Source organism: Bradyrhizobium sp. GW821-FHT13H05, assembly GCF_058804065.1.
On record NZ_JBXAPO010000001.1, the window covers coordinates 287,677 to 309,645 of the forward strand.

At 58.9% G+C, this 21,969-nt stretch carries 18 protein-coding genes and 6 pseudogenes; 12 read left to right on the plus strand and 12 right to left on the minus strand.

Going from position 1 to position 21,969, the window contains the following annotated elements:
- Positions 1 to 69: 69 nt before the first annotated feature.
- A complete protein-coding gene (locus tag AC1RR3_RS01340) occupies positions 70 to 1,080 on the plus strand; it encodes a Bug family tripartite tricarboxylate transporter substrate binding protein (RefSeq protein WP_492818577.1) in 1,011 nt (336 codons plus the stop codon).
- A gap of 22 nt (positions 1,081 to 1,102) precedes the next feature.
- Here AC1RR3_RS01340 and AC1RR3_RS01345 read toward each other — a convergent pair whose 3' ends face one another.
- A complete protein-coding gene (locus tag AC1RR3_RS01345; RefSeq protein WP_492818579.1) occupies positions 1,103 to 1,777 on the minus strand; it encodes a TetR/AcrR family transcriptional regulator in 675 nt (224 codons plus the stop codon).
- Between the two features lie 153 nt (positions 1,778 to 1,930).
- Positions 1,931 to 2,503: a carboxymuconolactone decarboxylase family protein gene (locus AC1RR3_RS01350; RefSeq protein ID WP_492818581.1), complete on the minus strand. Its 573-nt coding sequence runs from the start codon at positions 2,501 to 2,503 to the stop codon at positions 1,931 to 1,933.
- Positions 2,504 to 2,743: 240 nt separating this feature from the next.
- Here AC1RR3_RS01350 and AC1RR3_RS01355 point away from each other — a divergent pair, with 240 nt between their 5' ends.
- Complete coding sequence (locus tag AC1RR3_RS01355) at positions 2,744 to 3,640, plus strand: alpha/beta fold hydrolase (RefSeq protein ID WP_492818583.1); 897 nt, start codon at positions 2,744 to 2,746, stop codon at positions 3,638 to 3,640.
- A gap of 82 nt (positions 3,641 to 3,722) precedes the next feature.
- Here AC1RR3_RS01355 and AC1RR3_RS01360 read toward each other — a convergent pair whose 3' ends face one another.
- The 3 genes from AC1RR3_RS01360 to AC1RR3_RS01370 are packed head-to-tail and all read right to left on the minus strand — an operon-like array spanning position 3,723 to position 7,482.
- On the minus strand, positions 3,723 to 4,373 hold the full coding sequence (locus AC1RR3_RS01360; protein ID WP_492818585.1) for a 3-oxoacid CoA-transferase subunit B: 651 nt from the start codon (positions 4,371 to 4,373) through the stop codon (positions 3,723 to 3,725).
- Positions 4,374 to 4,388: 15 nt separating this feature from the next.
- Positions 4,389 to 5,096 carry a CoA transferase subunit A gene (locus AC1RR3_RS01365; protein ID WP_492818587.1) on the minus strand — a complete coding sequence of 236 codons (708 nt, stop codon included), beginning with the start codon at positions 5,094 to 5,096 and terminating at the stop codon, positions 4,389 to 4,391.
- A 1-nt stretch (position 5,097) separates the two neighbouring features.
- On the minus strand, positions 5,098 to 7,482 hold the full coding sequence (locus tag AC1RR3_RS01370) for a xanthine dehydrogenase family protein molybdopterin-binding subunit (protein ID WP_492818589.1): 2,385 nt from the start codon (positions 7,480 to 7,482) through the stop codon (positions 5,098 to 5,100).
- Between the two features lie 242 nt (positions 7,483 to 7,724).
- Here AC1RR3_RS01370 and AC1RR3_RS01375 point away from each other — a divergent pair, with 242 nt between their 5' ends.
- The gene (locus tag AC1RR3_RS01375; protein WP_492818591.1) at positions 7,725 to 8,675 is read left to right on the plus strand and encodes an amidohydrolase family protein; all 951 of its coding nucleotides are present in this window, start codon (positions 7,725 to 7,727) and stop codon (positions 8,673 to 8,675) included.
- An 85-nt stretch (positions 8,676 to 8,760) separates the two neighbouring features.
- On the opposite strand, the gene AC1RR3_RS01380 is transcribed toward AC1RR3_RS01375, so the two are convergent.
- The 6 genes and pseudogenes from AC1RR3_RS01380 to AC1RR3_RS01405 form a co-directional block, all read right to left on the minus strand.
- Positions 8,761 to 9,927: an acyl-CoA dehydrogenase family protein gene (locus tag AC1RR3_RS01380; protein ID WP_492818593.1), complete on the minus strand. Its 1,167-nt coding sequence runs from the start codon at positions 9,925 to 9,927 to the stop codon at positions 8,761 to 8,763.
- A 253-nt stretch (positions 9,928 to 10,180) separates the two neighbouring features.
- Complete coding sequence (locus AC1RR3_RS01385) at positions 10,181 to 10,966, minus strand: cyclase family protein (protein ID WP_492818595.1); 786 nt, start codon at positions 10,964 to 10,966, stop codon at positions 10,181 to 10,183.
- Positions 10,967 to 11,103: 137 nt separating this feature from the next.
- Complete coding sequence (locus AC1RR3_RS01390; protein ID WP_492818597.1) at positions 11,104 to 12,072, minus strand: branched-chain amino acid ABC transporter permease; 969 nt, start codon at positions 12,070 to 12,072, stop codon at positions 11,104 to 11,106.
- Position 12,073: 1 nt separating this feature from the next.
- Complete coding sequence (locus AC1RR3_RS01395) at positions 12,074 to 12,937, minus strand: branched-chain amino acid ABC transporter permease (RefSeq protein WP_492818599.1); 864 nt, start codon at positions 12,935 to 12,937, stop codon at positions 12,074 to 12,076.
- Positions 12,938 to 13,009: 72 nt separating this feature from the next.
- A pseudogene (locus AC1RR3_RS01400) lies at positions 13,010 to 13,762 on the minus strand (ABC transporter ATP-binding protein).
- Complete coding sequence (locus tag AC1RR3_RS01405; protein ID WP_492818601.1) at positions 13,755 to 14,510, minus strand: ABC transporter ATP-binding protein; 756 nt, start codon at positions 14,508 to 14,510, stop codon at positions 13,755 to 13,757. The pseudogene AC1RR3_RS01400 and the gene AC1RR3_RS01405 overlap by 8 nt, the downstream one beginning before the upstream one ends.
- Before the next feature lie 236 nt (positions 14,511 to 14,746).
- On the opposite strand from AC1RR3_RS01405, the gene AC1RR3_RS01410 reads away from it, so the two are divergent.
- The 7 genes and pseudogenes from AC1RR3_RS01410 to AC1RR3_RS01440 all read left to right on the plus strand — a co-directional run.
- Entirely contained in the window at positions 14,747 to 15,508 is a 762-nt protein-coding gene (locus AC1RR3_RS01410) for an enoyl-CoA hydratase/isomerase family protein (RefSeq protein WP_492818603.1), read from the plus strand.
- A 43-nt stretch (positions 15,509 to 15,551) separates the two neighbouring features.
- Positions 15,552 to 16,421 carry a beta-keto acid cleavage family enzyme gene (locus tag AC1RR3_RS01415; RefSeq protein ID WP_492818605.1) on the plus strand — a complete coding sequence of 290 codons (870 nt, stop codon included), beginning with the start codon at positions 15,552 to 15,554 and terminating at the stop codon, positions 16,419 to 16,421.
- 56 nt (positions 16,422 to 16,477) lie between these two features.
- A pseudogene (locus AC1RR3_RS01420) lies at positions 16,478 to 16,726 on the plus strand (acyl-CoA carboxylase biotin carboxyl carrier protein subunit); the annotation flags it as partial.
- Between the two features lies 1 nt (position 16,727).
- Positions 16,728 to 17,639, plus strand: a pseudogene (locus tag AC1RR3_RS01425) (hydroxymethylglutaryl-CoA lyase).
- Between the two features lie 330 nt (positions 17,640 to 17,969).
- Positions 17,970 to 18,611, plus strand: coding sequence for a TetR/AcrR family transcriptional regulator (locus AC1RR3_RS01430; protein WP_492818607.1), 642 nt, complete (start codon positions 17,970 to 17,972; stop codon positions 18,609 to 18,611).
- Between the two features lie 449 nt (positions 18,612 to 19,060).
- Positions 19,061 to 19,138: pseudogene (gene eutB / locus AC1RR3_RS01435) on the plus strand (ethanolamine ammonia-lyase subunit EutB); the annotation flags it as partial.
- Positions 19,139 to 19,144: 6 nt separating this feature from the next.
- A pseudogene (locus AC1RR3_RS01440) lies at positions 19,145 to 19,329 on the plus strand (methylisocitrate lyase); the annotation flags it as partial.
- A 403-nt stretch (positions 19,330 to 19,732) separates the two neighbouring features.
- Here AC1RR3_RS01440 and AC1RR3_RS01445 read toward each other — a convergent pair.
- Positions 19,733 to 20,722 carry a LysR family transcriptional regulator gene (locus AC1RR3_RS01445; protein ID WP_492818609.1) on the minus strand — a complete coding sequence of 330 codons (990 nt, stop codon included), beginning with the start codon at positions 20,720 to 20,722 and terminating at the stop codon, positions 19,733 to 19,735.
- Positions 20,723 to 20,958: 236 nt separating this feature from the next.
- On the opposite strand from AC1RR3_RS01445, the gene AC1RR3_RS01450 reads away from it, so the two are divergent.
- Positions 20,959 to 21,255 (plus strand): hypothetical protein, encoded by a 297-nt coding sequence (locus AC1RR3_RS01450; protein ID WP_492818611.1) that lies wholly within the window; start codon positions 20,959 to 20,961, stop codon positions 21,253 to 21,255.
- 236 nt (positions 21,256 to 21,491) lie between these two features.
- Positions 21,492 to 21,821: pseudogene (locus tag AC1RR3_RS01455) on the plus strand (cupin domain-containing protein); the annotation flags it as partial.
- Positions 21,822 to 21,969 lie beyond the last annotated feature (148 nt).

Genomic DNA, 21,969 nt, shown 5'->3' on the forward strand with positions numbered 1-21,969 from the left:
GTGAATCCGATCAGGGCATTTGAACGCGATTCGCCTAGAGCGACGAGCGACTTGCCGATGGATGCACCATTGAACTTCGTTGGCGTGCAGAAAAAGGCCTTTGAGGGGTCTTCGTTGGTGGAGGAACGTGTCTTGAAAACCGCCTTTCTGGTTGTGATGAGCCTGTGCGCCGTTTTCACCTCTGCGCAAGCTCAAGAATGGCCGGCGCGCAACATCGATATGATCATGCCCTGGGCCGCCGGCGGCGGCGGCGACCTTGTCGCCAGGACGGTTGCGAAGGGAATGTCGGAAGAACTGGGTCAGACCGTGGTTGTCCTCAACCGCGACGGCGCAGTGGGAACGATCGGATTCAATGCTCTCAGCGGAGCCGCGGCGGACGGCTACACTCTCGGAGCTGGTCCCGTAACTCCCATAACGATCGGTCCATTCGTCGTAAGCGGCGTGCGCTTCGATGTCCGCTCCTTCGATTTCATCTGCGCTTACTTCGAGAACGTATATGCGCTTGCAGTACCTGATAGCTCGCCGATCAAGAACATCAGTGATCTTATCGCCGCAGCAAAGGCCTCGCCCGGCAAGCTAACTTTCGGGCATGCAGGTACGGGCTCGTTCCCTCATCTTGCGGCCGAGAGCTTTGCTCTCGGTGTTCACATCGAGCTTCAGCCCATACCGTTCCGCGGAGACTCTCAGATGCTTCCCAATCTTCTCAGAGCCGAGGTCGACTTGGGCTCGATCGCCCTTGCTTCGATTCGCGGACAAGCAGTTCGGCCGCTCGTTGTGTTTGCAGACCGGCGGCATCCAAATTACCCGGACGTACCAACCGCGAAGGAGGCCGGCAGTTCGCAACCGATGTCCCCCAATCTCCAGGGAATTTATGCTCCGAAGGGGCTGCCACTTCCTGTTCGGACCCGACTGGAGTCAGCTTGCGAGAAGGCAGTGAAGAGTGAGACGGTGCAGCGCAGCGTCAGTGCAATCGGCGGGCTCACGACCTACATCCCGGGCGAGCAGTTCCGCACCAACGCTGTTGCCGCTTACGAGCTGAATGGCGACTTCATTCGCCGTCTTGGCCTCGAGACAAAATGATCTGCACGAAGCTTACGCTTCGTCAGCGGGAAGCGATAGGTGGATTGGCATCTGTTGCGCGTTTCGCCTTACTGGCTGGCGTTGTTTCGCCGAGACCTTTTGACATCGCCGATATTCCTTCGGCGAGAAATGGGATGAGCAAGACGTGAGGCGACTCGCGGACGGTACTCCCCAATCTTTCGGCCCGGCCATTCGGGGCATGTGCCTGCTGACGAGCACCGACGGCGAAAAGGTAGGCCCATACGGCAGTTTCCTGCGTGATGTCCGGAAGAACGCGTCGAAACGCGTCGATCATATCGTGCCCTATCGGATCATGGAATTCGCGAACTATCCGCCTGGAGCGCTCGTCCGTCGCGAGCGTCACCTCGGCGACCATTTTGAGATAGTATGCGCTATTGCTGTTCTTGCGAAAGAACTGGGGGAGAGGCGTCGCGAAAATCTCCAGTATTTCCTTCAGCGTGACATCCGACTTCTTTCCAAATAGCTCTGCGATCCTCTCCCTTCGGTAGCGGGTGCTGACTGCAGAACGTCGACTGAAGACCGCCGCGTAAAGGAGTTCCTTTGTCTTAAAGTGATAATGCAGGAGCGATTGCGCGACCTTTGCCTGTTCACTGATCAGACGCATGCTCGAACCGTTGTATCCCCGCGTGCCAAACACTTGTTCAGCTGCATCCAGGATCGTATCGCGAGACGGCACCGGGGTAATCTCCCTGAAATGGATTAGGTCACGTCGGCGCGGTCGAACGGCTTTCAAGAGGTGCATCCGGCCGGGCTGTGAAATCACACATTGCCTTGCGTCGGAGTGACGCTCTGGCCCAATTCCTGGGACATTGCCCTCTGTTCCTGGCGCTCAGCGGGAGGCGGCTTTGTTGCCATCTTCCCAGGGCACAACAGCCCCACCCGGCAAGGCCACCTCAAAGGCGTTCAGCGTGAAAGCGAGCAAAGTGTAGTACCCGACTAGAGCGGTCAAATCGATCACCCCTTTCGGACCCAAGGTTTCGCTAGTCCGCTGGTAGATTTCATCCGCAACGCGACCGTCGCCTAGCAGTGTTCTGACGTAGTCATAGACTGCCGATTGTTCACTGTCTCGAAATGGGGGACGACGCCTTTCGCTAATTGCATTCAAGGCCTCTTCAGCAACACCTTTCGCGACGGCCAGCGGAGCATGGACGTGCCACTCATACGACGCTTGCCAATGTGCTGCGACCGTGCAGATCGCCAGCTCGCGCAACGAATCTGGGATACCGCTTTCATACCGGATGTGCAGGCCCAGCGCCTCAACACGTGCGGCAAGATTCGCGTTATGGAGCAACACTGTGAAGGGACCGGTCACCCTTCCCCGTGGGCCTGCGAGTATGCGCGAATAGACGACCGACTGTTCCGCGTCGAGCTTGTCTTTATCGATCGGCAGAAATCTGACCATTTCGCGCCCCGTCTTATCGGCAACAATTGACACTGATCGGTCAGTCAGTCAATAATTTTTTATCTACAGAAGTGGCAAGATAATGAACGGAGCGCGTTGTGCGTTCCATTGGGAGGAAGTCGGATGTCGTTTCAATGTGGCAACACGTTCACGCGTCTTGTTCGGCCGGCGAGGCGCGCCACGCACTCTGGCCATCGATCAATCATTGGAAGAGGCTTATCACTCTTGCAGGGGTTGAGCATGTTGATTGCCATATCAAGTGCTGCGAGCCCCGTTCTCGCGCAAGCGATCGTTTCCGATTTCTACGTCAACGCGCCGCCCTATCAGATGTACGTTCAGCGCTGGACCCCGGCCGCAGGTAAGACGGAAAGGCCAGCCCCCCTCATTATGGTCCATGGTGGCCGCCATACCGGCGTAGCCTGGACCTCGTCACCGGAAGGCCGGCCTGGTTGGGCGCAACAGTTCAACCAGGATGGGTGGACCGTCTACGTCGTCGATTTGCCGGGGATCGGGCGGTCTGGGTATTGGGCCGAATCCCCCAATGTTGGATCGGGCGACGTCGAGGAGGCGCTGATCGCTCTGTTGGATAAAACGGGGCCGGCGATTTTAATGGGCCACAGCATTGGCGCTGGAATTTTGTTCAAGCTCGCAGAAAAGAGACCCGAGCTGGTACGGGCGATGGTCGCACTGGCTCCGGTTTCGGTTGAGAATATCTCGCCACCCATACCTCCTGTTCCACTCGATAAGCTCGTGCCCATATCGCGAGACGCCGCCCGAGCGATTTTCGCCAACAGTGAACACTTTCCAAAGGACTCGTTCGAGGCTTACTTCAATTCGCTTTTACCCATGAGTCCGCGCATTCGAAACGCCGCCGTTGCTGCGAACGACGAACTCAAGATTGACCGGGGGCGTCTTGATGTCTGGAAGCGATTTCCTGTTCTGTTTTTGGCGGCGGAAAACGACCGGACCGTTCCGAATGTCTTGAGCGTAGAAACGGCACGCGTAATAGCAGTAGATCACACACTTCTTGGCCGAGACTGGGGAATGCCAGGACACGGCCATGTTTTTATTATTGAGCACGGCAACGAAGAGATCGCGAGCCGCGTCGGCAGTTGGCTCCAGGCCAACGTTAGGTAGTCGGACGCGCGGGCGTTCACGCCGTATTGAGCTCCTCGGGTGAGGCAGTGGCTGATACATGAACAATCAATGAGGTCATGCCCTAAGTATTTTTCAGCGCGACACGGAATTCGGCTTCGGTCTTGGCCTTGACCTCGTCGAGGGAGACGCCGTCGGCGAGCTCAATCAAGGCCATGCCTCCGTCGCCGTGCTTGTCGATGGTGAAGACGGCCAAATCAGTGACGACCATGTCGACCACGCGCTCGCCGGTCAGCGGCAAATTGCACTTCTTCAGGAGCTTGGAGCCGTCCTTGGCCGAGTGCTCCATCACCACGACGACGCGCTTGACGCCGGCGACGAGATCCATCGCGCCGCCCATGCCCTTGACCATCTTGCCGGGGATCATCCAGTTGGCGAGATCGCCGTTCTGGGCCACCTGCATGGCGCCGAGGATCGACAGGTCCATGTGGCCGCCGCGGATCATGCCGAAGGAATCCGCGCTCGAGAAATACGAGGTCGAGGGCAGCTCGCTCACGGTCTGCTTGCCGGCATTGATGAGGTCGGCATCTTCCTCGCCCTCATAGGGGAACGGGCCCATGCCGAGCATGCCGTTCTCGCTCTGGAGGCTGACATCGACGCCGTCGGGGATGTAGTTCGAGACCAGCGTCGGGATGCCGATGCCGAGATTGACGTAGTAGCCGTCACGCAGTTCCATCGCGGCGCGCGCAGCCATCTGTTCACGGGTCCAGGCCATGTGACTCTCCTGATCTTAGGCCGCGGTACGCGGGCGGGTGTTGCGGAATTCGATGCGCTTCTTGGCCGTGCCGACCTCGACAATGCGCTTCACGAAAATGCCGGGCGTGTGGATGTGGTCGGGATTGAGTTCGCCGGCCGGAACCAGGTGCTCGACCTCGGCCACCGTGATCTTGGCGGCGGTCGCCATCATCGGGTTAAAGTTGCGCGCGGTCTTGCGGTAGATCAGGTTGCCGGCGGTGTCGCCCTTCCAGGCATGGACGATGGCGAGGTCGGCGAACAGGCCGCGCTCCATCAGATACTTCTCGCCGTCGAATTCCTTCACTTCCTTGCCTTCGGCGATCAGCGTGCCGACGCCGGTCTTGGTGTAAAAGCCCGGAATGCCGGCGCCGCCGGCGCGGATGCGCTCGGCCAGCGTGCCCTGCGGATTGAATTCGAGTTCCAGCTCGCCGGCGAGGAATTGCTGGGCGAACAGCTTGTTCTCGCCGACATAGGACGAGATCATCTTCTTGATCTGACGGGTTTCCAGCAGGCGGCTGAGGCCGATACCGTCGACGCCGGCATTGTTGGAGACCACCGTCAGGCCCTTGACGCCGGACTCGCGGATCGCGTCCGACAGCTCCTCGGCGATGCCGCAGAGGCCGAAACCTCCCGACATGATCATCATGTTGTGTTTCAGAAAACCGTCGAGGGCCGACTTCGCGTCGGGATAGACCTTGTTCATATCAAAGAGACCTTGGCGCGTTGGACGCAGAGCTGATTACGGACCAGATTTTTTCAGACGTTATGGGAAGTTCAATATGCTCGACACCGAATTCCTTCAGCGCATCGACGACAGCGTTTGCTATTACACCGAGCGTCGGCGTAGCGCCGCCCTCACCTCCTCCCCTCAGGCCAAGAGGGTGTGTCGTTGAAGGCACTTCGCTGATCGCAGTCTCAAGACTCGGCAAATCGCTTGCACGCGGCATCGCGTAGTCCATGAAGGAGCCGGTCATCAACTGACCGGAACCGTCATATGCGCAGACTTCCATCAAGGCTTCGCCGACGCCTTGCGCGATACCGCCATGCGCCTGGCCGTGGAGAATCATTGGATTGACGGCGCGACCGACATCATCAACGGCTATGTAGCGCGCCAACGCGACTACTCCTGTTTCGATATCGATCTCGACTTCGCAGGCATGCGCTCCATAAGGAAACGATCCAATCAGGGAAGTGACGTCAGCCGTCGCCGTCAGAATTCCCCTGAGATCCGCGGGAAGCTCTGCATTTTCAGCCATGGCTCGCGCGATCTCGAACAGATGCAGGGAGTGGGCAGAACCAGGTGTTTTGAACTGACCGGCTTCGAACACCACCCTTTCCGAGTTGACTTGAAGCATCATCGCCGCGACGTGCTTCGCCTTTTCGATGATTTCCTTGGAGCCCTGCGAAATGAGCGTCGCGGCGTGTCGCATCGAGCGGCCGGAATGGGATCCGCCACCGATTTTGACGACATCCGTGTCTCCGGTAACAACGTTCACCGCGTCATGCGAGACCCCCAGCATCTCCGTCACCACCTGAGCGAAGCTCGTGGCATGCCCCTGGCCAGCCGACAGCGTACCGATGGCTACGGAGACGCGATCATCCGGATTCACAGTTATTACTGCGCGCTCTTGCGGAAATCCGCTCGCTGATTCGATATAACATCCGAACCCAAGTCCGCGTCTCCGTCCAAGCGACCGCGAATGCTTTCTTCGCGAAGTGAAACCGTCTAGATCCGCTATGCTTAGAGCTTGGTCAAATACTTTCGGATAATCGCCACTGTCATATGTCATGCCGTACGGATTCGTGTAGGGCATCGCCGATGACGGAATAAGGTTCTTTCGTCTGATGGCGATCCTGTCGAAGCCGCACTGCCGTGCTGCCAAGTCGATCAAACGCTCCATTACGAACATGACTTCAGGGCGGCCGGCGCTCCGGTAGGGCACGGTCGGCGACGAATTGGTGCAAACGGCGCGAGCCCGAGCGTACGTGACAGGAATGTGATAAAGGCTCGACATCAACTCTGTGCCTTTCGTCAGGGGCACGAACGACAACGGATATGCGCCAACATTACTTAGGTTGGACGACCGCAGCGCCAGAAAGCTTCCTTCCTTGTCGAGCGCGAGCTCGGCCGATACGGCGAGGTCACGTCCTGCATGATCACTGACGAAGGATTCGCTCCTCTCGCACGTCCACTTCACCGGACGATCGAGTCGCCGCGCAGACCACGCAGCAAGGATAAACTCGGGATAGGGGTAATTCCTCGTACCAAAGTTACCGCCGACGTCACGCGCCAGTACACGGACTTGGTCCTCGGTCAGGCGGAGCATGTGCATGAGAGCATCTTTTGACCGATGAACGCTTCCGCCTCCGGCGTGAAGAGTGACCTTTCCGGTTCGGCGCTCAAAGGTCGCCAGCGCGTTGCGCGGCTCCATCGGAACGCCCGTAACGCGAGGAACGAAAGCCTCGAGCCGGACGACGTGGGCTGAACGCGAGAATGCTTCCGCCACCGCTCCAGAAAAACCGACCTCGGCATCCAGAACGACGTTGCTGGACATGTGAGGCCAGAGAATTTCGGCGTCCGGTTCTGCCGCGGCTCGCCCATCTGTCACAGCGCGCAGCGCTTCATATTCGATATCGATCAACTCCGCTGCCGACTTCGCGGCATTGATCGATGTCGCCACTATCCATACAACACCCTCTCCGACATAGCGCACCCGATCGGCGGCCAACGGAAAGAATGGCGGGACATAGACCGGCCGACCGTTAGTGTTTTTAAGATCTATGTCAGGCGGCGTTCTCGCCTTGGGCGCGACTGGGAACGGATTGAATCCTGAAGAGGCATAGTCGGCATGGGTGAGTATCTCGACGACTCCCTCGGCGCTCTTGGCAGCTTCGGTGTCGATGCTTATGATCTTGGCGTGCGCATGCGGCGAACGAACCATAAAGGCGTACAACTGCCCTGCAACAGCCTGATCATCTCCGTACAAGCCCGCGCCGGTGATCAGACGAAAATCTTCCGTTCGTCGCAAAGGCTCGCCGATGCCAGCGCGAATCGAATGACCAGCATTCTCTCGAATCTTGATATCCATTCACGGTCCCCTTCGGCGGTCTTTCATGGCTGATCGGCCGGATTTCTTGTCAGCATTACCCAGCCTAAGCGAATGATAGAGTCGAAGCTGGCACAGGGCGCACCACCTGCCGCGCGCGGCGTGCACCCAATTCTTGACTGACTGATCGATCAGTGTCAAGTTCGGGAGGCGCGTTTCGCGCTACACTGAATTCCGACAGTCGATCGGTTACATCTGTAACCCACTAAGCGTGGCGGATCACCATGACCAAAAATGGCCGGACGATAATTGCGCTCGAAGAGCACTACGTGGATAGTGAGATTGCCGACTTGTTCGGGTTTCCAAAGTCTCCGCTGCTGCAAAAGCTCAAAGATCTTGCGTCGGTTCGCGTGCAGGAGATGGACGAGGCAGGCATCGACATCCAGGTCCTTTCACATGCCCCTGCCGGACTTCAGCGGGCTCCCGCGACGGTCGCGTTGGAGCTCGCTGAGCGCGTGAACGATAGATTGGCCGCGATCGTGGATACGCAAGCCTCCCGTTTCGCGGCCTTTGCATCGGTCCCGACTACCGTACCCGAAAAAGCCGCACGAGAGCTCGAGCGGGCGGTCAAGAGCCTCGGCTTTAAAGGCGCAATGATCCACGGGCTGTCGGATGGCCGCTTTATTGACGATAAGCAGTTCTGGCCACTCCTCGAGACCGCGGCGGCGCTTGATGTGCCGCTCTATTTGCATCCAGCCGATCCGCATCCCGCGGTACTCGAAGCTTATTTTGGTAGCTACGCGCAGTCTCACCCGACGTTTGCGCGCGCAGCGTGGGGTTACACCATCGAAACCGGTACACAGGCAATTCGTCTCGTCCTAAGCGGGGCGCTTGACGCCTATCCTGGACTGAAAATCATCCTCGGCCATCTAGGTGAAACGATTCCCTTCCTGATCAACCGGATAGACGAAACGCTTTCACGCGAAAGTCCGATGAAACAGTTTCGTCGTTACTTCAGTGATCATTTCTACGTTACGACGAGCGGCTTTTTCTCCGATCCCGCATTGCTTTGTTGCATACAAGAAATAGGCATCGACCGAATAATGTTTTCGGTCGACTGGCCTTTTGCGTCGAACAAGGTGGGCGTGGATTGGATGGAGCGGGTCGCGCTATGCGCGGAGGATAAGGATAAGATCTACAACGGGAACGCTCGACGACTTCTTAAGATGCAATGACGCGGGAGAGGAATCGCCGAAGGGTAGAGAGCAACAGTTCTGCTCGCAACTTCTGTCCCGCCCTTGGAGCCCGGGGCAGAGCTTCTCAGTAGGACTTCGGAAGCCCGAGCACCTTCTCGGCGATGAAACACATGATTAGTTGCGGGCTGACAGGCGCGATTCGAGGAATCATGACTTCGCGTAGGTATCGCTCGACGTGATACTCTTTGGCATAGCCAAAGCCTCCGTGCGTCATAACCGCCTGCTGACAAGCCTTTAAGCCGGCCTCGGCGGCAAGAAACTTTGCAGCGTTCGCTTCCGCACCGCACGGCTTGCCACGGTCGTACCGCGTTGCCGCATTCATGATCATGAGCCGAGCGGCTTGCAGTTCCATCCAGTTCACCGCCAATGGGTGCTGAATGCCTTGGTTCGCCCCGATTGGGCGACCAAACACAACACGTTCTTTGGCGTATTGCGTGGCACGGCCCAGCGCTGCGAGACCCAGGCCCACAGCTTCCGAAGCGATGAGAATGCGCTCGGGGTTGAGGCCGTGCAGAATATACTCGAACCCCTTGCCTTCTTCACCGATGCGGTCGTCCTCAGGCACTTCAAGATTGTCGAAGAAAACCTGATTTGAATCGACAGCTTTTCTTCCCATCTTTTCGATCTCGCGAACCTCGACGCGCCTGCGATCGAGATTTGTATAGAACAGGCTAAGACCCTCCGTCTTACGGCTAACGTTCTCGATGGGTGTCGTGCGGGCCAAAAGAAGCATTTTGTGAGCGACCTGAGCGGTCGATATCCAGACCTTTTGGCCGTTTACGATGTATCGGTCTCCACGCCGTTCCGCACGGGTCTTGAGCTGCGTCGTGTCCAGCCCGGTATTGGGCTCCGTAATCGCAAAGCAGGCGCGCTCCTGTCCAGCGATTAGCGGCGGCAACGTCCTACGCTTCTGTTCGTCTGTGCCAAACACGACAACCGGGTTTAGGCCAAAGATATTCATATGAACCGCAGACGCACCCGTCATCCCCGCGCCGGATTCCGAGATGGCCTGCATCATGATAGCCGCTTCTGTGATCCCGAGGCCGGCTCCGCCGTATTCCTCGGGCATGCAGATACCTAGCCATCCGCCTTGCGCCAGGGATTTATGAAGTTCGTTGGGAAAGCGCCCATCCTTGTCTCGCTTTAGCCAGTAGTCGTCGTCGAATTGTTCACAGACTTTGGCAATTGCGTCGCGTACCGTTTCTTGTTCAGGGGACAGATCGAATTCCACGGAGACCCTCCAAATGCCGATGTTAGGTTCGAAGCAAACACGGGCATTCCGATTTGAGCTGCAACAAAATCAGAACGCATGAGATCGCTAGTTCGCACTTGCATATTCGGGGCTGGCCAACAGGAACGCGCACGGGGCGATCGCGCTAATCGCGCGCCAGCATTTGCCGAAGCGAGAGTAATCTCATGTTTGGAGTCAGCTCCCCCGCGAGTTTCTCTTATTTCCGACCGCCCTCTGTACGTTGATTGTTAACTCACGCGGATGCCTCGTCGACAATGGCGACCGCCCTGGTCCATCCGGCCGACGCCGCGCGGATTTTTACTGGGAAACAGGAGACCTGAAAGCCATGGCTTGGTAGGCTTTCCAAGTTATGGAGCTTTTCCATATGGCAGAACGCGACCTTTGTACCAGCTCGGTGGCCTTCGAGGATCTTCGACGCGTCGCGGTCCTGCGCGTAGCGCTCGACCGCGTACTTCCGAGGCACGTCCCATGACCAGGCATCCGTACCCGCCACGCGAATGCCGTGCGAAGTCAAGAAGAGCGTCGCCTCGCGGCCCATACCGAATCCGCGCGTCGCATAGTCTTTCTGACCATAGCGCGCGCCTGCAGCCGTGTTGACAAGAACGATATCGCCAGGCTTGAGCGCATAACCGATGCGATCCAGCTCTTTCTCAATATCAGCGGCCGTCGCTATCGAACCATCTTCGAGATGTCTCAAGTCGAGCTTCACTCCATCGCCAAAGAACCATTCAAGAGGGAGTTCGTCGATCGTGGCCGTCCGACTGCCATCCTCCATCACGGATGCGTAATGCCACGGCGCGTCAACATGGGTACCGTTGTGCGTCGACAGGCGAACTTTCTCGATCGCCCAACCCTCACCATGGGGAAGCATGGACGGCTCAAGCCCTTCGTACCGCTTCGTCAGAACGGGAACTGTCGCCTTGTGGTCAACATACTCGATGTTGAACTCATAGCCTGAAGGATCCGAGTGCGCATCATTCTCAATTGCGATTGAAATGTCGATAAACCGCTTGGCCATTTCATCTCCTCCCGTTCAACCGCGTTTCACGCCCTGCGTAGTTTTGATCGACTGATCGATCAGTGTCAATTGCGCGCGGCGCATGCCTCAATGCTCCGGCGCATAGAGCGTGAATGCCAGCAATTGCGCCCAGGGCGTCATAGGCTTATTCGCAGTCGATTTGCGATCTCACCGACCACGCCACGCCGGAACGTCAACACGCAGATCACGAAGATCGAGCCCTGGATCACCGTCACCCACTGGCCGAAGCCCGCGAGATATTGCTGCATGGCGATGATCGCGAAGGCGCCGACCACGGGACCGAAGATGGTGCCGAGGCCGCCGACCAGCGTCATCAGCACGACCTCGCCCGACATCGACCAATGCACGTCGGTGAGCGAGGCATTCTGCGCCACGAACACCTTCAGCGATCCGGCAAAACCGGCCAGCGTGCCCGAGAGGACGAAAGCCAGGAACTTGTACTGGTCGGTCCGGTAACCCAGCGAGATCGCGCGCGGCTCGTTCTCGCGGATCGCCTTCAAGACCTCGCCGAACGGCGAATTGATGATGCGGTAGAGCAGCAGGAAGCCGGCGAGGAAGTTGACCAGCACGACGTAATAGAGCACGGTCGGCTTCGAGAGATCGAACACGCCGAACATGTGCCCTTGCGGAATGCCCTGGATGCCGTCCTCACCATGGGTGAACGGCGCCTGGAGGTAGATGAAGTAGAGCAGCTGCGACAGCGCCAGCGTGATCATCGAGAAATAGATGCCCTGGCGGCGGATCGAGATATAGCCGGTGATGAGCGAGAGGACGAAGGCGCCGGCGACGCCGACGAGGATGCCGAGCTCGGGCGGCAGCGCCCACACTTTCAACGCATGCGCGCTGCAATAGCCGGCGGTGCCGAGGAACATCGCATGTCCGAACGACAACAGGCCGCCATAGCCGATCAGAAGGTTGAAGGCACAGGCGAGCAACGCGAAGCAAAGCGCCTGCATCACGAAGAACGGGTAGATGCCGCTGAATGGCACTGCGGCCAGCAGCAGTGCCATCACCACGAACACGATCATCTCGTCGCGAATAGCGCGCGGGGGCACCGGCAGCGTGTCGTCCGTCAAGGCTGTCATATCAGGCGGCCCTTCCCGTCAATCCCGTTGGCTTCACCAAGAGCACCAGCACCATCAGCACGAACACGACGGTGTTGGAGGCCTCGGGGTAGAAATATTTGGTCATGCCCTCGATCACACCGAGCGCAAAGCCGGTGATGATCGAGCCCATGATCGATCCCATGCCGCCGATCACCACCACGGCGAACACGACGATGATGAGGTCGGCGCCCATCAGCGGCCGCACCTGGTTGATCGGTGCCGAGAGCACGCCGGCAAGCGCGGCCAGGCCGACGCCGAGACCGTAAGTCAGCGTGATCATGCGCGGCACGTTGACGCCAAAGGCGCGCACCAGCGTCGGGTTTTCAGTCGCGGCGCGCAGGTAAGCGCCGAGCCGCGTCTTCTCGATCAGGAACCAGGTCGCGATACAGATGACCAGCGAGAAGATGACGACCCAGGCGCGATAGATCGGCAGGAACATGAAGCCGAGATTGATGCCGCCCTTCAGCTGATCCGGAATGGCGTAGGGCATGCCGGAGGAACCGAAATAGTTCTGGAACACGCCCTGCACGATCAGCGCGATGCCGAAGGTCAGCAGCAGTCCGTAAAGGTGATCGAGCCCGGTCAGCCATTGCAGCATGGTCCGCTCCAGGATCATGCCGAAAATGCCGACCAGGATCGGCGCGATCAACAGCGCCCACCAGTAGTTCAGACCGACGAGATTCAGCAGGAAATAGGTGCAGAACGCGCCCATCATGTAGAGTGCACCGTGGGCGAAGTTGATGATGTTGAGCATGCCGAAGATCACGGCAAGCCCGAGGCTGAGCAGCGCGTAGAACGAGCCGTTGATCAGTCCCACCAGTAGCTGTGCGAAAAGAGCCTGCATGCTGGGAATGCATCCTAAAACCGGTTCGGAACAATGATGGGACTCAATCGCGGTATTTTCGACGCGAGCGGATTAGACACCGAGATACTTGTGTAGCTTGTCCATGACGGTGGCGAGCTCTGAGTTGGAAAAACCGTCGATGATCTTGCCGTGTTCGACGATATAGTGACGATCCGCGACGGTGGAGGCGAAACGGAAGTTCTGCTCGCCCAAAAGGATAGTGAACCCTTCCCTCTTCAGCCGCGCGATGGTGCGGCCGATCTGCTGGATGATGACCGGCGCCAATCCTTCTGTTGGCTCGTCCAGCATCAAGAATCTCGCGCCGGTGCGCAGAATGCGTGCGATCGCGAGCATCTGCTGCTCGCCACCGGAGAGTTTCGTGCCTTGGCTGCTGAGACGTTCCTTCAGGTTCGGGAACAGCTCGAAGATCTGTCCGAGCGGCAAGCCACCCTGCCGCACGACCGGCGGCAGCAGGAGGTTTTCGCGCACATCGAGGCTTGCGAAGACGCCTCGTTCCTCTGGACAAAAGGCTAAGCCCAGGCGCGCGATCTTGTCAGCGGTCGCGCGGATAACATCCTGATTGTTAAATTGGATCGAACCGCTGCGCTTGGCAATGATGCCCATGATCGACTTCAGCGTAGTGGTCTTGCCGGCGCTGTTGCGTCCGAGCAGGGTCACGACCTCGCCCGCGTTCACTTCGAAATTGATCCCATGGAGAATGTGGGACTAGCCATACCAGGCTTCCAGGTTGCGAACCCGGAGGATCTTGTCGCCGGTCGATCCCGCCTTTGTGGCCTGCGCCTCGGCGATCGCAGCATCAAGCATGACCGGCTCCCAAGTAGGCTTCCTTGACGCGCTCGTCCTTGGAGAGATCGCCGTAGTTGCCTTGCGCGAGCATCTGGCCGCGCGTCAAAACGGTGATGATGTCGGAGATATTGGCGACGACGCTCAAATTATGCTCGACCATCAGGATGGTGTATTTCGCCGAGATGCGCTTGATGAGTGCGGCGATCTTATCGATGTCCTCGTGGCCCATGCCGGCCATCGGCTCGTCCAGCAGCATCATTTCCGGGTCGAGTGCGAGCGTCGTTGCAATCTCCAGCGCGCGCCTGCGCCCGTAGGGCATCTCGACCGCGGGCGTATTGGCGAATTCGCTCAAACCGACGTCGCTAAGCAGTTCAAGTGCGCGTCCATCGTGGCAACTGAGCACGTGCTTGGAGCGCCAGAAATCGAATGATGATCCGCGATGACGTTGAAGGGCGACGCGCACGTTCTCCAGGCCGGTCAAATGAGGAAACACCGCCGAAATCTGGAACGACCGCACAAGGCCCAAGCGCGCGACATCGGCGGGCGCCATCGCGGTAATATCTTGGCCCTTATACAGGATAGTACCGGTGGACGGTTTCAGGAATTTGGTCAGAAGATTGAAGCACGTCGTCTTTCCCGCACCATTCGGACCGATCAACGCGTGAATGGTGCCACGACGTACCTTGAGCGAGACCTCACGTACCGCGAAAAAGCCCGCGAATTGCTTGGTGAGTCCGCGGGTTTCGAGAATGAAATCATCAGCCATAAGCTCTTTCCACGGATCGACCCCTTCATCTGCTCTCGAGCTTCTAGGGAAGATTTCCCGCCCGTTGGGACTCAAAGCGCCTTGTGCAGTTCTGAAGACCGGAAAAGTCGACACCAGCCGTCTGACTGATCGATCAATCAGTGTCAAGAGGACATCGTCCTTGACATCCCGTTCAAAGTCTTGCTTGAACTGATCGATCAGTCAGGCGGCGATGCGCCGGAACGAGGAGCAGTGGCATGCGGAAGTTCGAGGAATACTTCGATAAATACGGGACAGTGAAGATGCGCCGCGAGGGCGGCATCCTCGAAATTCAGTTCCATACAGATGGTGGACCAATGCAATGGTCGCTCCTGGGAGCCCATCACGATCTAGAGGGGGTCTTTCTCGAGATAGGGCGCGATCCTGAGAACGAGATCATCATCATGACGGGTACCGGCGACGGTTTTATCGGCCCGACCGTTCCGTTCGGCGGAGATCCGTCTCGTCGGGCATTGAAGGCGTCAGCATGGGACCCGATGCAGAAGGAAGGCAAGAATTTGATTATGAACCTTCTGAACATCGAGGTGCCAATCATCAGCGCGATAAACGGATACGCAACGCGTCACGCGGAAGTGCCGTTGCTGGCGGACATTGTTCTGGCCTCTGAAGATGCGACCATTCAAGACTCGGCGCATTTCCAGGGCGGAATGGTGCCAGGCGACGGAATGCATGTCGTATTCCCGATGCTGATGGGATCAAATCGCGCGCGTTACTTCCTGATGACCGGGCAAGTGCTGAATGCACAGGACGCAAAGGATTGCGGTCTTGTGAATGAAATCCTCCCCCGCGATCAATTGCTGCCGCGGGCATGGGAGTGGGCGCGCACGCTACTCAAGCAACCACCGCTCGTTCGTCGCTTTTCGAGAATGTTGCTGTCGCAAGCGACCCGAGAGGAGATGCATCGCCAACTGGCCTTTGGCTTCGCGCTCGAGGGGCTCGCCCGAATGAGGGAAGACTAGGAGTTGGGGTCTGCGACTAGCCAGAGAAGGGAGAAGCCGAGTTATGCCGACAATTCTTACATGCGCGGTCACGGGCAGTCTCGCAACGCCTGAACAGAACTCCGCGCTGCCGGTCTCGCCACAGGACATTGCCGATTCATCACTGGAGGCGGCGGCGGCCGGAGCGGCGATCGTCCACATTCATGTTCGTCATCCAGACGGCCGCCCCTCGGTCGAACTCGCCCATTATCAGGAGGTCGTCGAGCGAATTAGGGCAAGAAACTCGGCTGTGATTATCAATCTCACGGCTGGGCCAGGCGGGCGATACCATCCGAGCGAGGAAAACCCGGGTGTGCCTGGACCGCGTACAAGCGCTATGCCCCCTCTGCGTCGAGTGGAGCACATCGCCGCCTTGCGTCCGGACATTGCCACGCTCGATCTAAACACCATGCTTTTCGGCAGCGAAGTTGTGATCAACACGCCGGAAAACATCAAGACAATGGCTGAGGTCATTTACGACAGCGGAGCGATGCCCGAGCTCGAGTTGTTTAACTCCTCGGACATCGAATTGGCTCACGCACTGATCGGCGCCGGAACGCTGCGGCTGCCAGCTATGGCATCTCTGGTGCTCGGAGTTCAGTACGGCTTCGCTGCAGATACGGAGACCATGAGCTTCGCAAAGGCTCGTCTGCCGAGAGATATTGTCTGGACGGGGTTCGGCGTTGGTCGCCGAGCATACCCGATGCTTGCGCAATCCTTTATCTTGGGAGGGCACGTCCGGATTGGAATGGAAGACACTTCGTTCGTCGAGCGCGGTAAGAAAACCATCGGCAACGGGGAACTCGTCGACAAGGCGAAGTGGATCGTCCAGAAGCTAGGTGGCGACCTAGCCACAGCCGAGGAGGCTCGCAAAATGCTCTTCTTCGGCCGTTGAGCGAACGTTTTGGATCTGGATGGGCGGGCTCAACGCTTGTCCACGTCCAGTCTATCGGCGAGACCGAGGAGCAGACTGGCGCGGACAAGATCGCAGCGCCATTGCCCGGCACCGTCGTCGCCGTTCTGGCCGAGGGGGGCGCCAAGCTCGAGAAGGGCGCGCCGATCTTCACCCTGGAAGTCATGAAGATGGAGCAGACGCTGTGCGCGCCCTGTGCCGGCGTCTTGACATCCTTCAAGTGCAAGGTCGGCGACATCGTGCAGGAGGGCGTCGAACTCGCCGTGGTCGAGGCTTCCGGTGAGTGACATGAGCGATCCGGTCCGCATCATCGAAATGGGGCCGCGCGACGGCCTCCACAACGAGAAGACCCCCGTCAGCGTCGAGGCCCGCATCGCGTTCATCGAGGCGCTGGTCGCAGCCGGCCTCGATACGGTGGAGGTCGGAGCCTTCGTCTCGCCCAAGGCGATCCCGCAGATGGCAAGCTCGGATGCCGTGCTGCGCGGCGTGACCCATGTGACCGGCGCCGAGTTTCACGCGCTGGTGCCAAACGCGAAGGGCTACGACGCCGCGCGCGCCGCGGGTGCAAAAGTCGTCTCCGTGTTCGCTGCGGCCTCCGAGGGCTTTTCGCGGGCCAACATCAACTGCACGGTCGCGGAGTCTATCGAGCGCTTCGAGCCTGTGCTGGCGCGCGCCTGGGCCGACGGCGTGAAGGTGCGCGGCTATATCTCCTGCGTGCTCGGCTGCCCGTTCGACGGCGAGATCAAGCCGAAGGCCATCGCCGATCTTGCCAGCACGCTGTGGGAGCTCGGTTGCTACGAGATCTCGCTCGGTGACACCATCGGCGTCGGCACGCCTGATAAGGCGAAAGAGATGCTGCGCGCGGTTGCTGCCAACATTCCCCCGGTCAAGCTCGCGATGCATTTCCATGACACGCACGGCCAGGCGCTCGCCAATCTCTATGCCGGCCTGGAGGAGGGCGTCCGCGTCATCGATGCTGCCGCCGGCGGGCTCGGTGGCTGTCCCTACGCGCCGGGCGCGACCGGCAATGTCGCGACCGAGGATGTGGTCTACATGCTCTAGGGCATGGGCATCTGGACCGGCGTCGACATGGACCGGCTGCTGGCGGCGACAAACGAGATGAGCGGCGTGCTCGGCAAGCCGCCGGTGAGCCGCGTGGCGTCCGCGCTGAATGCGAAGAGGAAGCGGGCTGCTTCGTAGCTTAGGAGGGTGGGTTAGCTTTGGTCTCTCAGGAGGTTGTCCATCTGGTCTGAACCGAGGAAACTGAGGTTGCGAAGCTTCAGTGTTCCAAGGAGAGACCAGATGAACGTCCACAAGAATGCGCCTTTGACGCCCAAAGGTCGAGAGGCGATGGTGCGAGGCGTGGTCGAGGGTGGGCGACCGGCCCCTCATTTCAGCTCGCGCATTCTCGAATCGCGCCCTCCCGGTCTGGCGCGCCGCCGTCGACGCAAGTAGAATGGTCGAGGCGCGCGGACGTGCGCGCGCCGAATCAGGGCCGTTGAACTGCCGGCGCGTTGAAGGAGGTCACGGGTGTCGACGAACGAAGGTATTTTGGATGCGGCCGAGCAGGTTTTTGGTACCTTCGGTTACGAAGGCGCGAGCATGCGACTCATCAGCGAGAGGGCGAAAGTCGCACAATCCCTGATCCACTATCATTTCAAGACTAAGGAAGGATTGTATCGAGCCGTTTTTAGCCGTCGCACCGAAGTGAGCACGAAGTATCGCCGCGAAAAGCTCGTGGATCTGTTTCGCGATAAGGCCAAGCCGACCATCGAGGATGTACTCGATATTTTTGCAACTCCCCTTCCGCAATTCTTTCAGAAAAAAGGCCAGAGCTCGTACTATCTTCAGATGGTGGCGGAGGTCACTCTCGCCGCTGACGAGCGCTGCAGGCGCATTGTGCGCGAGTTTCACGATCCGATCGCGCACGATATGATTGATGCGTTTCGACGCGTCTTGCCAACGTTAAGTCGCGAGAAGGCCGTATGGGCCTATCTTTTTGCCGTCGGCGCGCGTCAACAAGCACACGCGCAAAACGGCCGCGCACAGCGACTGGGTAGCACGGTACGTGAATCTCCCCATCAACTTCTCATTCCATTCCTCGCCAACGCCATATCCGCCATGGCACAGGATGGCGTGACCACCAGGCGCCCCGCCAAGGTCAACGCCTGACAATTTGCACACGTCTGATACGCTAGGCGGCGGGCGCTGCCGGCGCTGGCCGGTTGAGCCATCATCGCGGTCGACCATACTGACGATCTTCCGACCGGCCTCTCCTTGGCGCTGACACCGTTTTTTGGAGACCTGAGAAGCCGCCGCTAAACCACAGCTTCAGCCTCAGCCGTTCGCAAACTCACTTTTTAACTCGAAAGGAACGCGCCTCGATGCCTGACGCAGGTCGTCTATCGCGTCGGAGCTCGGATTAGCGCTCTCAAATGGCGGACGCGACAACATATCGATTGTCGTTGCAAGGATACTAAGCGCCTACGATCCGTCCCATTTGTACGCCGCAGCTACCTAGCAGCCATACCCGCGCTCTTGATTTCTATCTTGCTGGAGACGTCTACGATATCTGATTGCCCCAGACCGATCATGGTTCGGGGCGGAGGCATGAGCGGCAAGGACGAAAAGTCTGCTACACCAATCACGCAGATGCGGATCAGGAGGACATGGATATGCTGCTGACATTGCTCTGCGCTTTATGCGAGGCGATGGGCCATGCGATGGTGATCTGGCCGGTCTCCACGCTACGCGTGGCAAACAAGGCCCTGCAGAGCTCTACGCTGCGATTGCGCGCGATGGCGGAACGCACAGGATCGTCGAGCGGATGCAGACGCGAGCGGAGCTCTACGCAACGATTGGCCTGCATGACTACGAAGCCTTGGATTAGTCGATCGTTCATACGATCGTTCCGGCGGGCATGCCTCAGCGTAAGTGAACGCGACGAGGCCCGCGCCGAGGCGCTCGGTCAACCGGCAGGGAATTGAACGGCGCTCGATTGATCGTGGCGAGGGGAGCGGCCGGTCGCCATGAAGGCAGGCTGCACTTGGGAAGGAAAGCCTGCGGCAGCCGCTGCTTCCGTCAACATCGGTGAATCGGTCCTGGACGAGGGAAGCGCGCAATAGTGGATATTCCGGTCCGGCCGCTGCCGCATCTCGCGCCTCGTCCTCCGCAAACACGTGATCGGAGGCGCGCGAATGAAAGCTGTGCCGCTCCACTGCTCTTGCACGACCATCCGAGGCGAGAATCTCGGAATGTCAACGCCGGCCCTGGCATCGAGCGGGGTGGCGACCTCACGGCCGGTCCAGCTCGCGCGAGCGAATTCGCTTCCGAAATGGCTTGCCGGCCTCGGCCCCGGAAGTGCTGAAGACCCCGTCGAGGCCTGCGATGATCGAAGGAGCCGTGTCTTGCAGATATGCAACCAGCTTGGCAATCTCTTTGCGTTGAATCGCCTGTTTTCGCCAGATGGCATGGTAGGCGATCGTGAGCAAGGCGCCATCCTTGCCGGTGATCTGCGGGCCGGCGTCAGCAACCTTTGAACGCGGAAGAATCGCAGCGCCAATGCCGAGCTGGGCCCATTCCTGCAGGACCGCATAACTCATCGCTTCGCCCGGATACTCCTTCAGCTCGTAGCGATGCCGCCGAAAGATCGCTCTCGTCGCACGCGCCAGGCCGCACGTATCGGGCACCATCACGAAAGTCTCGTCGCACAGGCTCTTGAGAGTCACAATTGATTGGCGAGCCAAGTCGTTTCTAGTCGCACTGGATGGCACGAAAAGAAGCGGCTCCTGATAGAGCAGCGACATATTCCATTCTGCGCGCGCCGAGGTTTCGAGATCAACCGGACCGAAGACTATTTCGAGCTGTCCTTGATCGAGCAGTTTGATCATTTCGGCGAGATTCATCTCCCGGAAGACCACATCAACTTCGGCATTCGAACGCCGAAACGGTTCGATAATCAGATCGATCAGCTTGACGCCGAGGATTGGCGAGACGCCAATTCGCATCAGGCTCCGTTGCGGCCGGGTGAGGTTGCGCGCCTTGGCAACAAGCGCTTCCTGCGCAGTCAACACGTCGATAATGCTGGGCAGAATGAGCTGTCCAAACTCGGTCAGGCGAACGCTTCGCGTCGTCCTTTCGAAAAGGCGCTCGCCAAGCTCGTCCTCGAGCAGCGCGATGCCGTTGGAAAGGGTTGGCTGAGTGACGGCGCAATGGTGAGCGGCATCGACGAAGGTTCCGCAATCGGCAAGGGCTCGCGCATAACGCAGCTGCTGAAGGTTCACAGCGCTGGAGTCCTGATTGGTTTCGGAAATAGGCTACCTGAATTAATCAGATAGATAAATAGAATTTATCTATTTGCGACTTGGGGCTTAGCTTTGAGCCGGAGGTCAGAGTGTTCCGTTTGTTGGACGCTCAACGCTCAACCAACCAGACGCAGGAGTGCAGGGGAATGCGGAGAACGATACGTACGGCACTGATCGCGGCAACAGCCGCTCTCGCAATCGAAGGGACGACCAGCATGGCACTCGCCAAAGAAGCCTATCTCGAAATCACGCTCAAGATCGACAACCAGGATCGCGCGGCGGCAGCCGGGGTCTACACCAAATACAAGGGGCCGTTTCTGGCCAACATCCGTGGGGCCGTTGCGAAGCGTCTTCTCGTTCGCGACGATGATGTCCAGGTGCTCCATGAGTTCAAGAGCGGCGAAGACGCCCAAGCCTATCTGAAGAGCGATCTGTTCAACAAGGACGTGGTTACGGCGTTGAAGCCTTTGCTGAAGGCAAACCCCGAAATCCGGATCTACGACGCAGACTAGCGGCGAAGCCGGCTCGGGGCATGCTCCCGAGCCGGCTTGGCTCGAAAATCTCCCATCCGATTGCTCGCCGGCAGCGTTGCTCGGCTGCTGCGCGCGTTTGACGAGTTGGGCCGGGACCGCAGCGGCGCTGAACAAGGCTTTCGGTGAAATTTATCGATGGGAGGTGCCGGCGCCTCTCATTCGCCTCGCCCGAATACGGTGCCGCGCCATTCCAAGGGAAGCTGCAGGAGGCCGCAATGCAAAGCGAAATTATCAATGCAGATTTCTCGCGGCGCGTCGTCCTGTTGACCGATGAAATGCCGTGGATTGCCTCGCCACAAGCTGGCGTCGAACGACGCATGCTCGATCGCATTGGCGGAGAGGTTGCGCAGGCGACCTCGCTCGTCCGCTATGCTCCGTCGAGTTCATTTCCGGCGCATGATCATACGCTCGGCGAGGAGTATCTGGTGCTAAACGGCGTATTCTCCGACGAGCATGGCGACTATCCGACCGGAACCTATGTCCGCAACCCACCACTCAGCCGGCACGCGCCGCGCACTGCGCCTGGCTGCACCATCTTTGTGAAACTCAGGCAGATGTCGCCAAGTGAGAAAGACCGGACCGTCACCGAGACGACGAAGGCCGCATGGTCGCCAAGCGAATGCGCCGGCTTTCGCAGATTGAAGCTGCATGACATTGCCGGTGCGGAAAGCGTCGCGCTGGAGCGGCTGACGG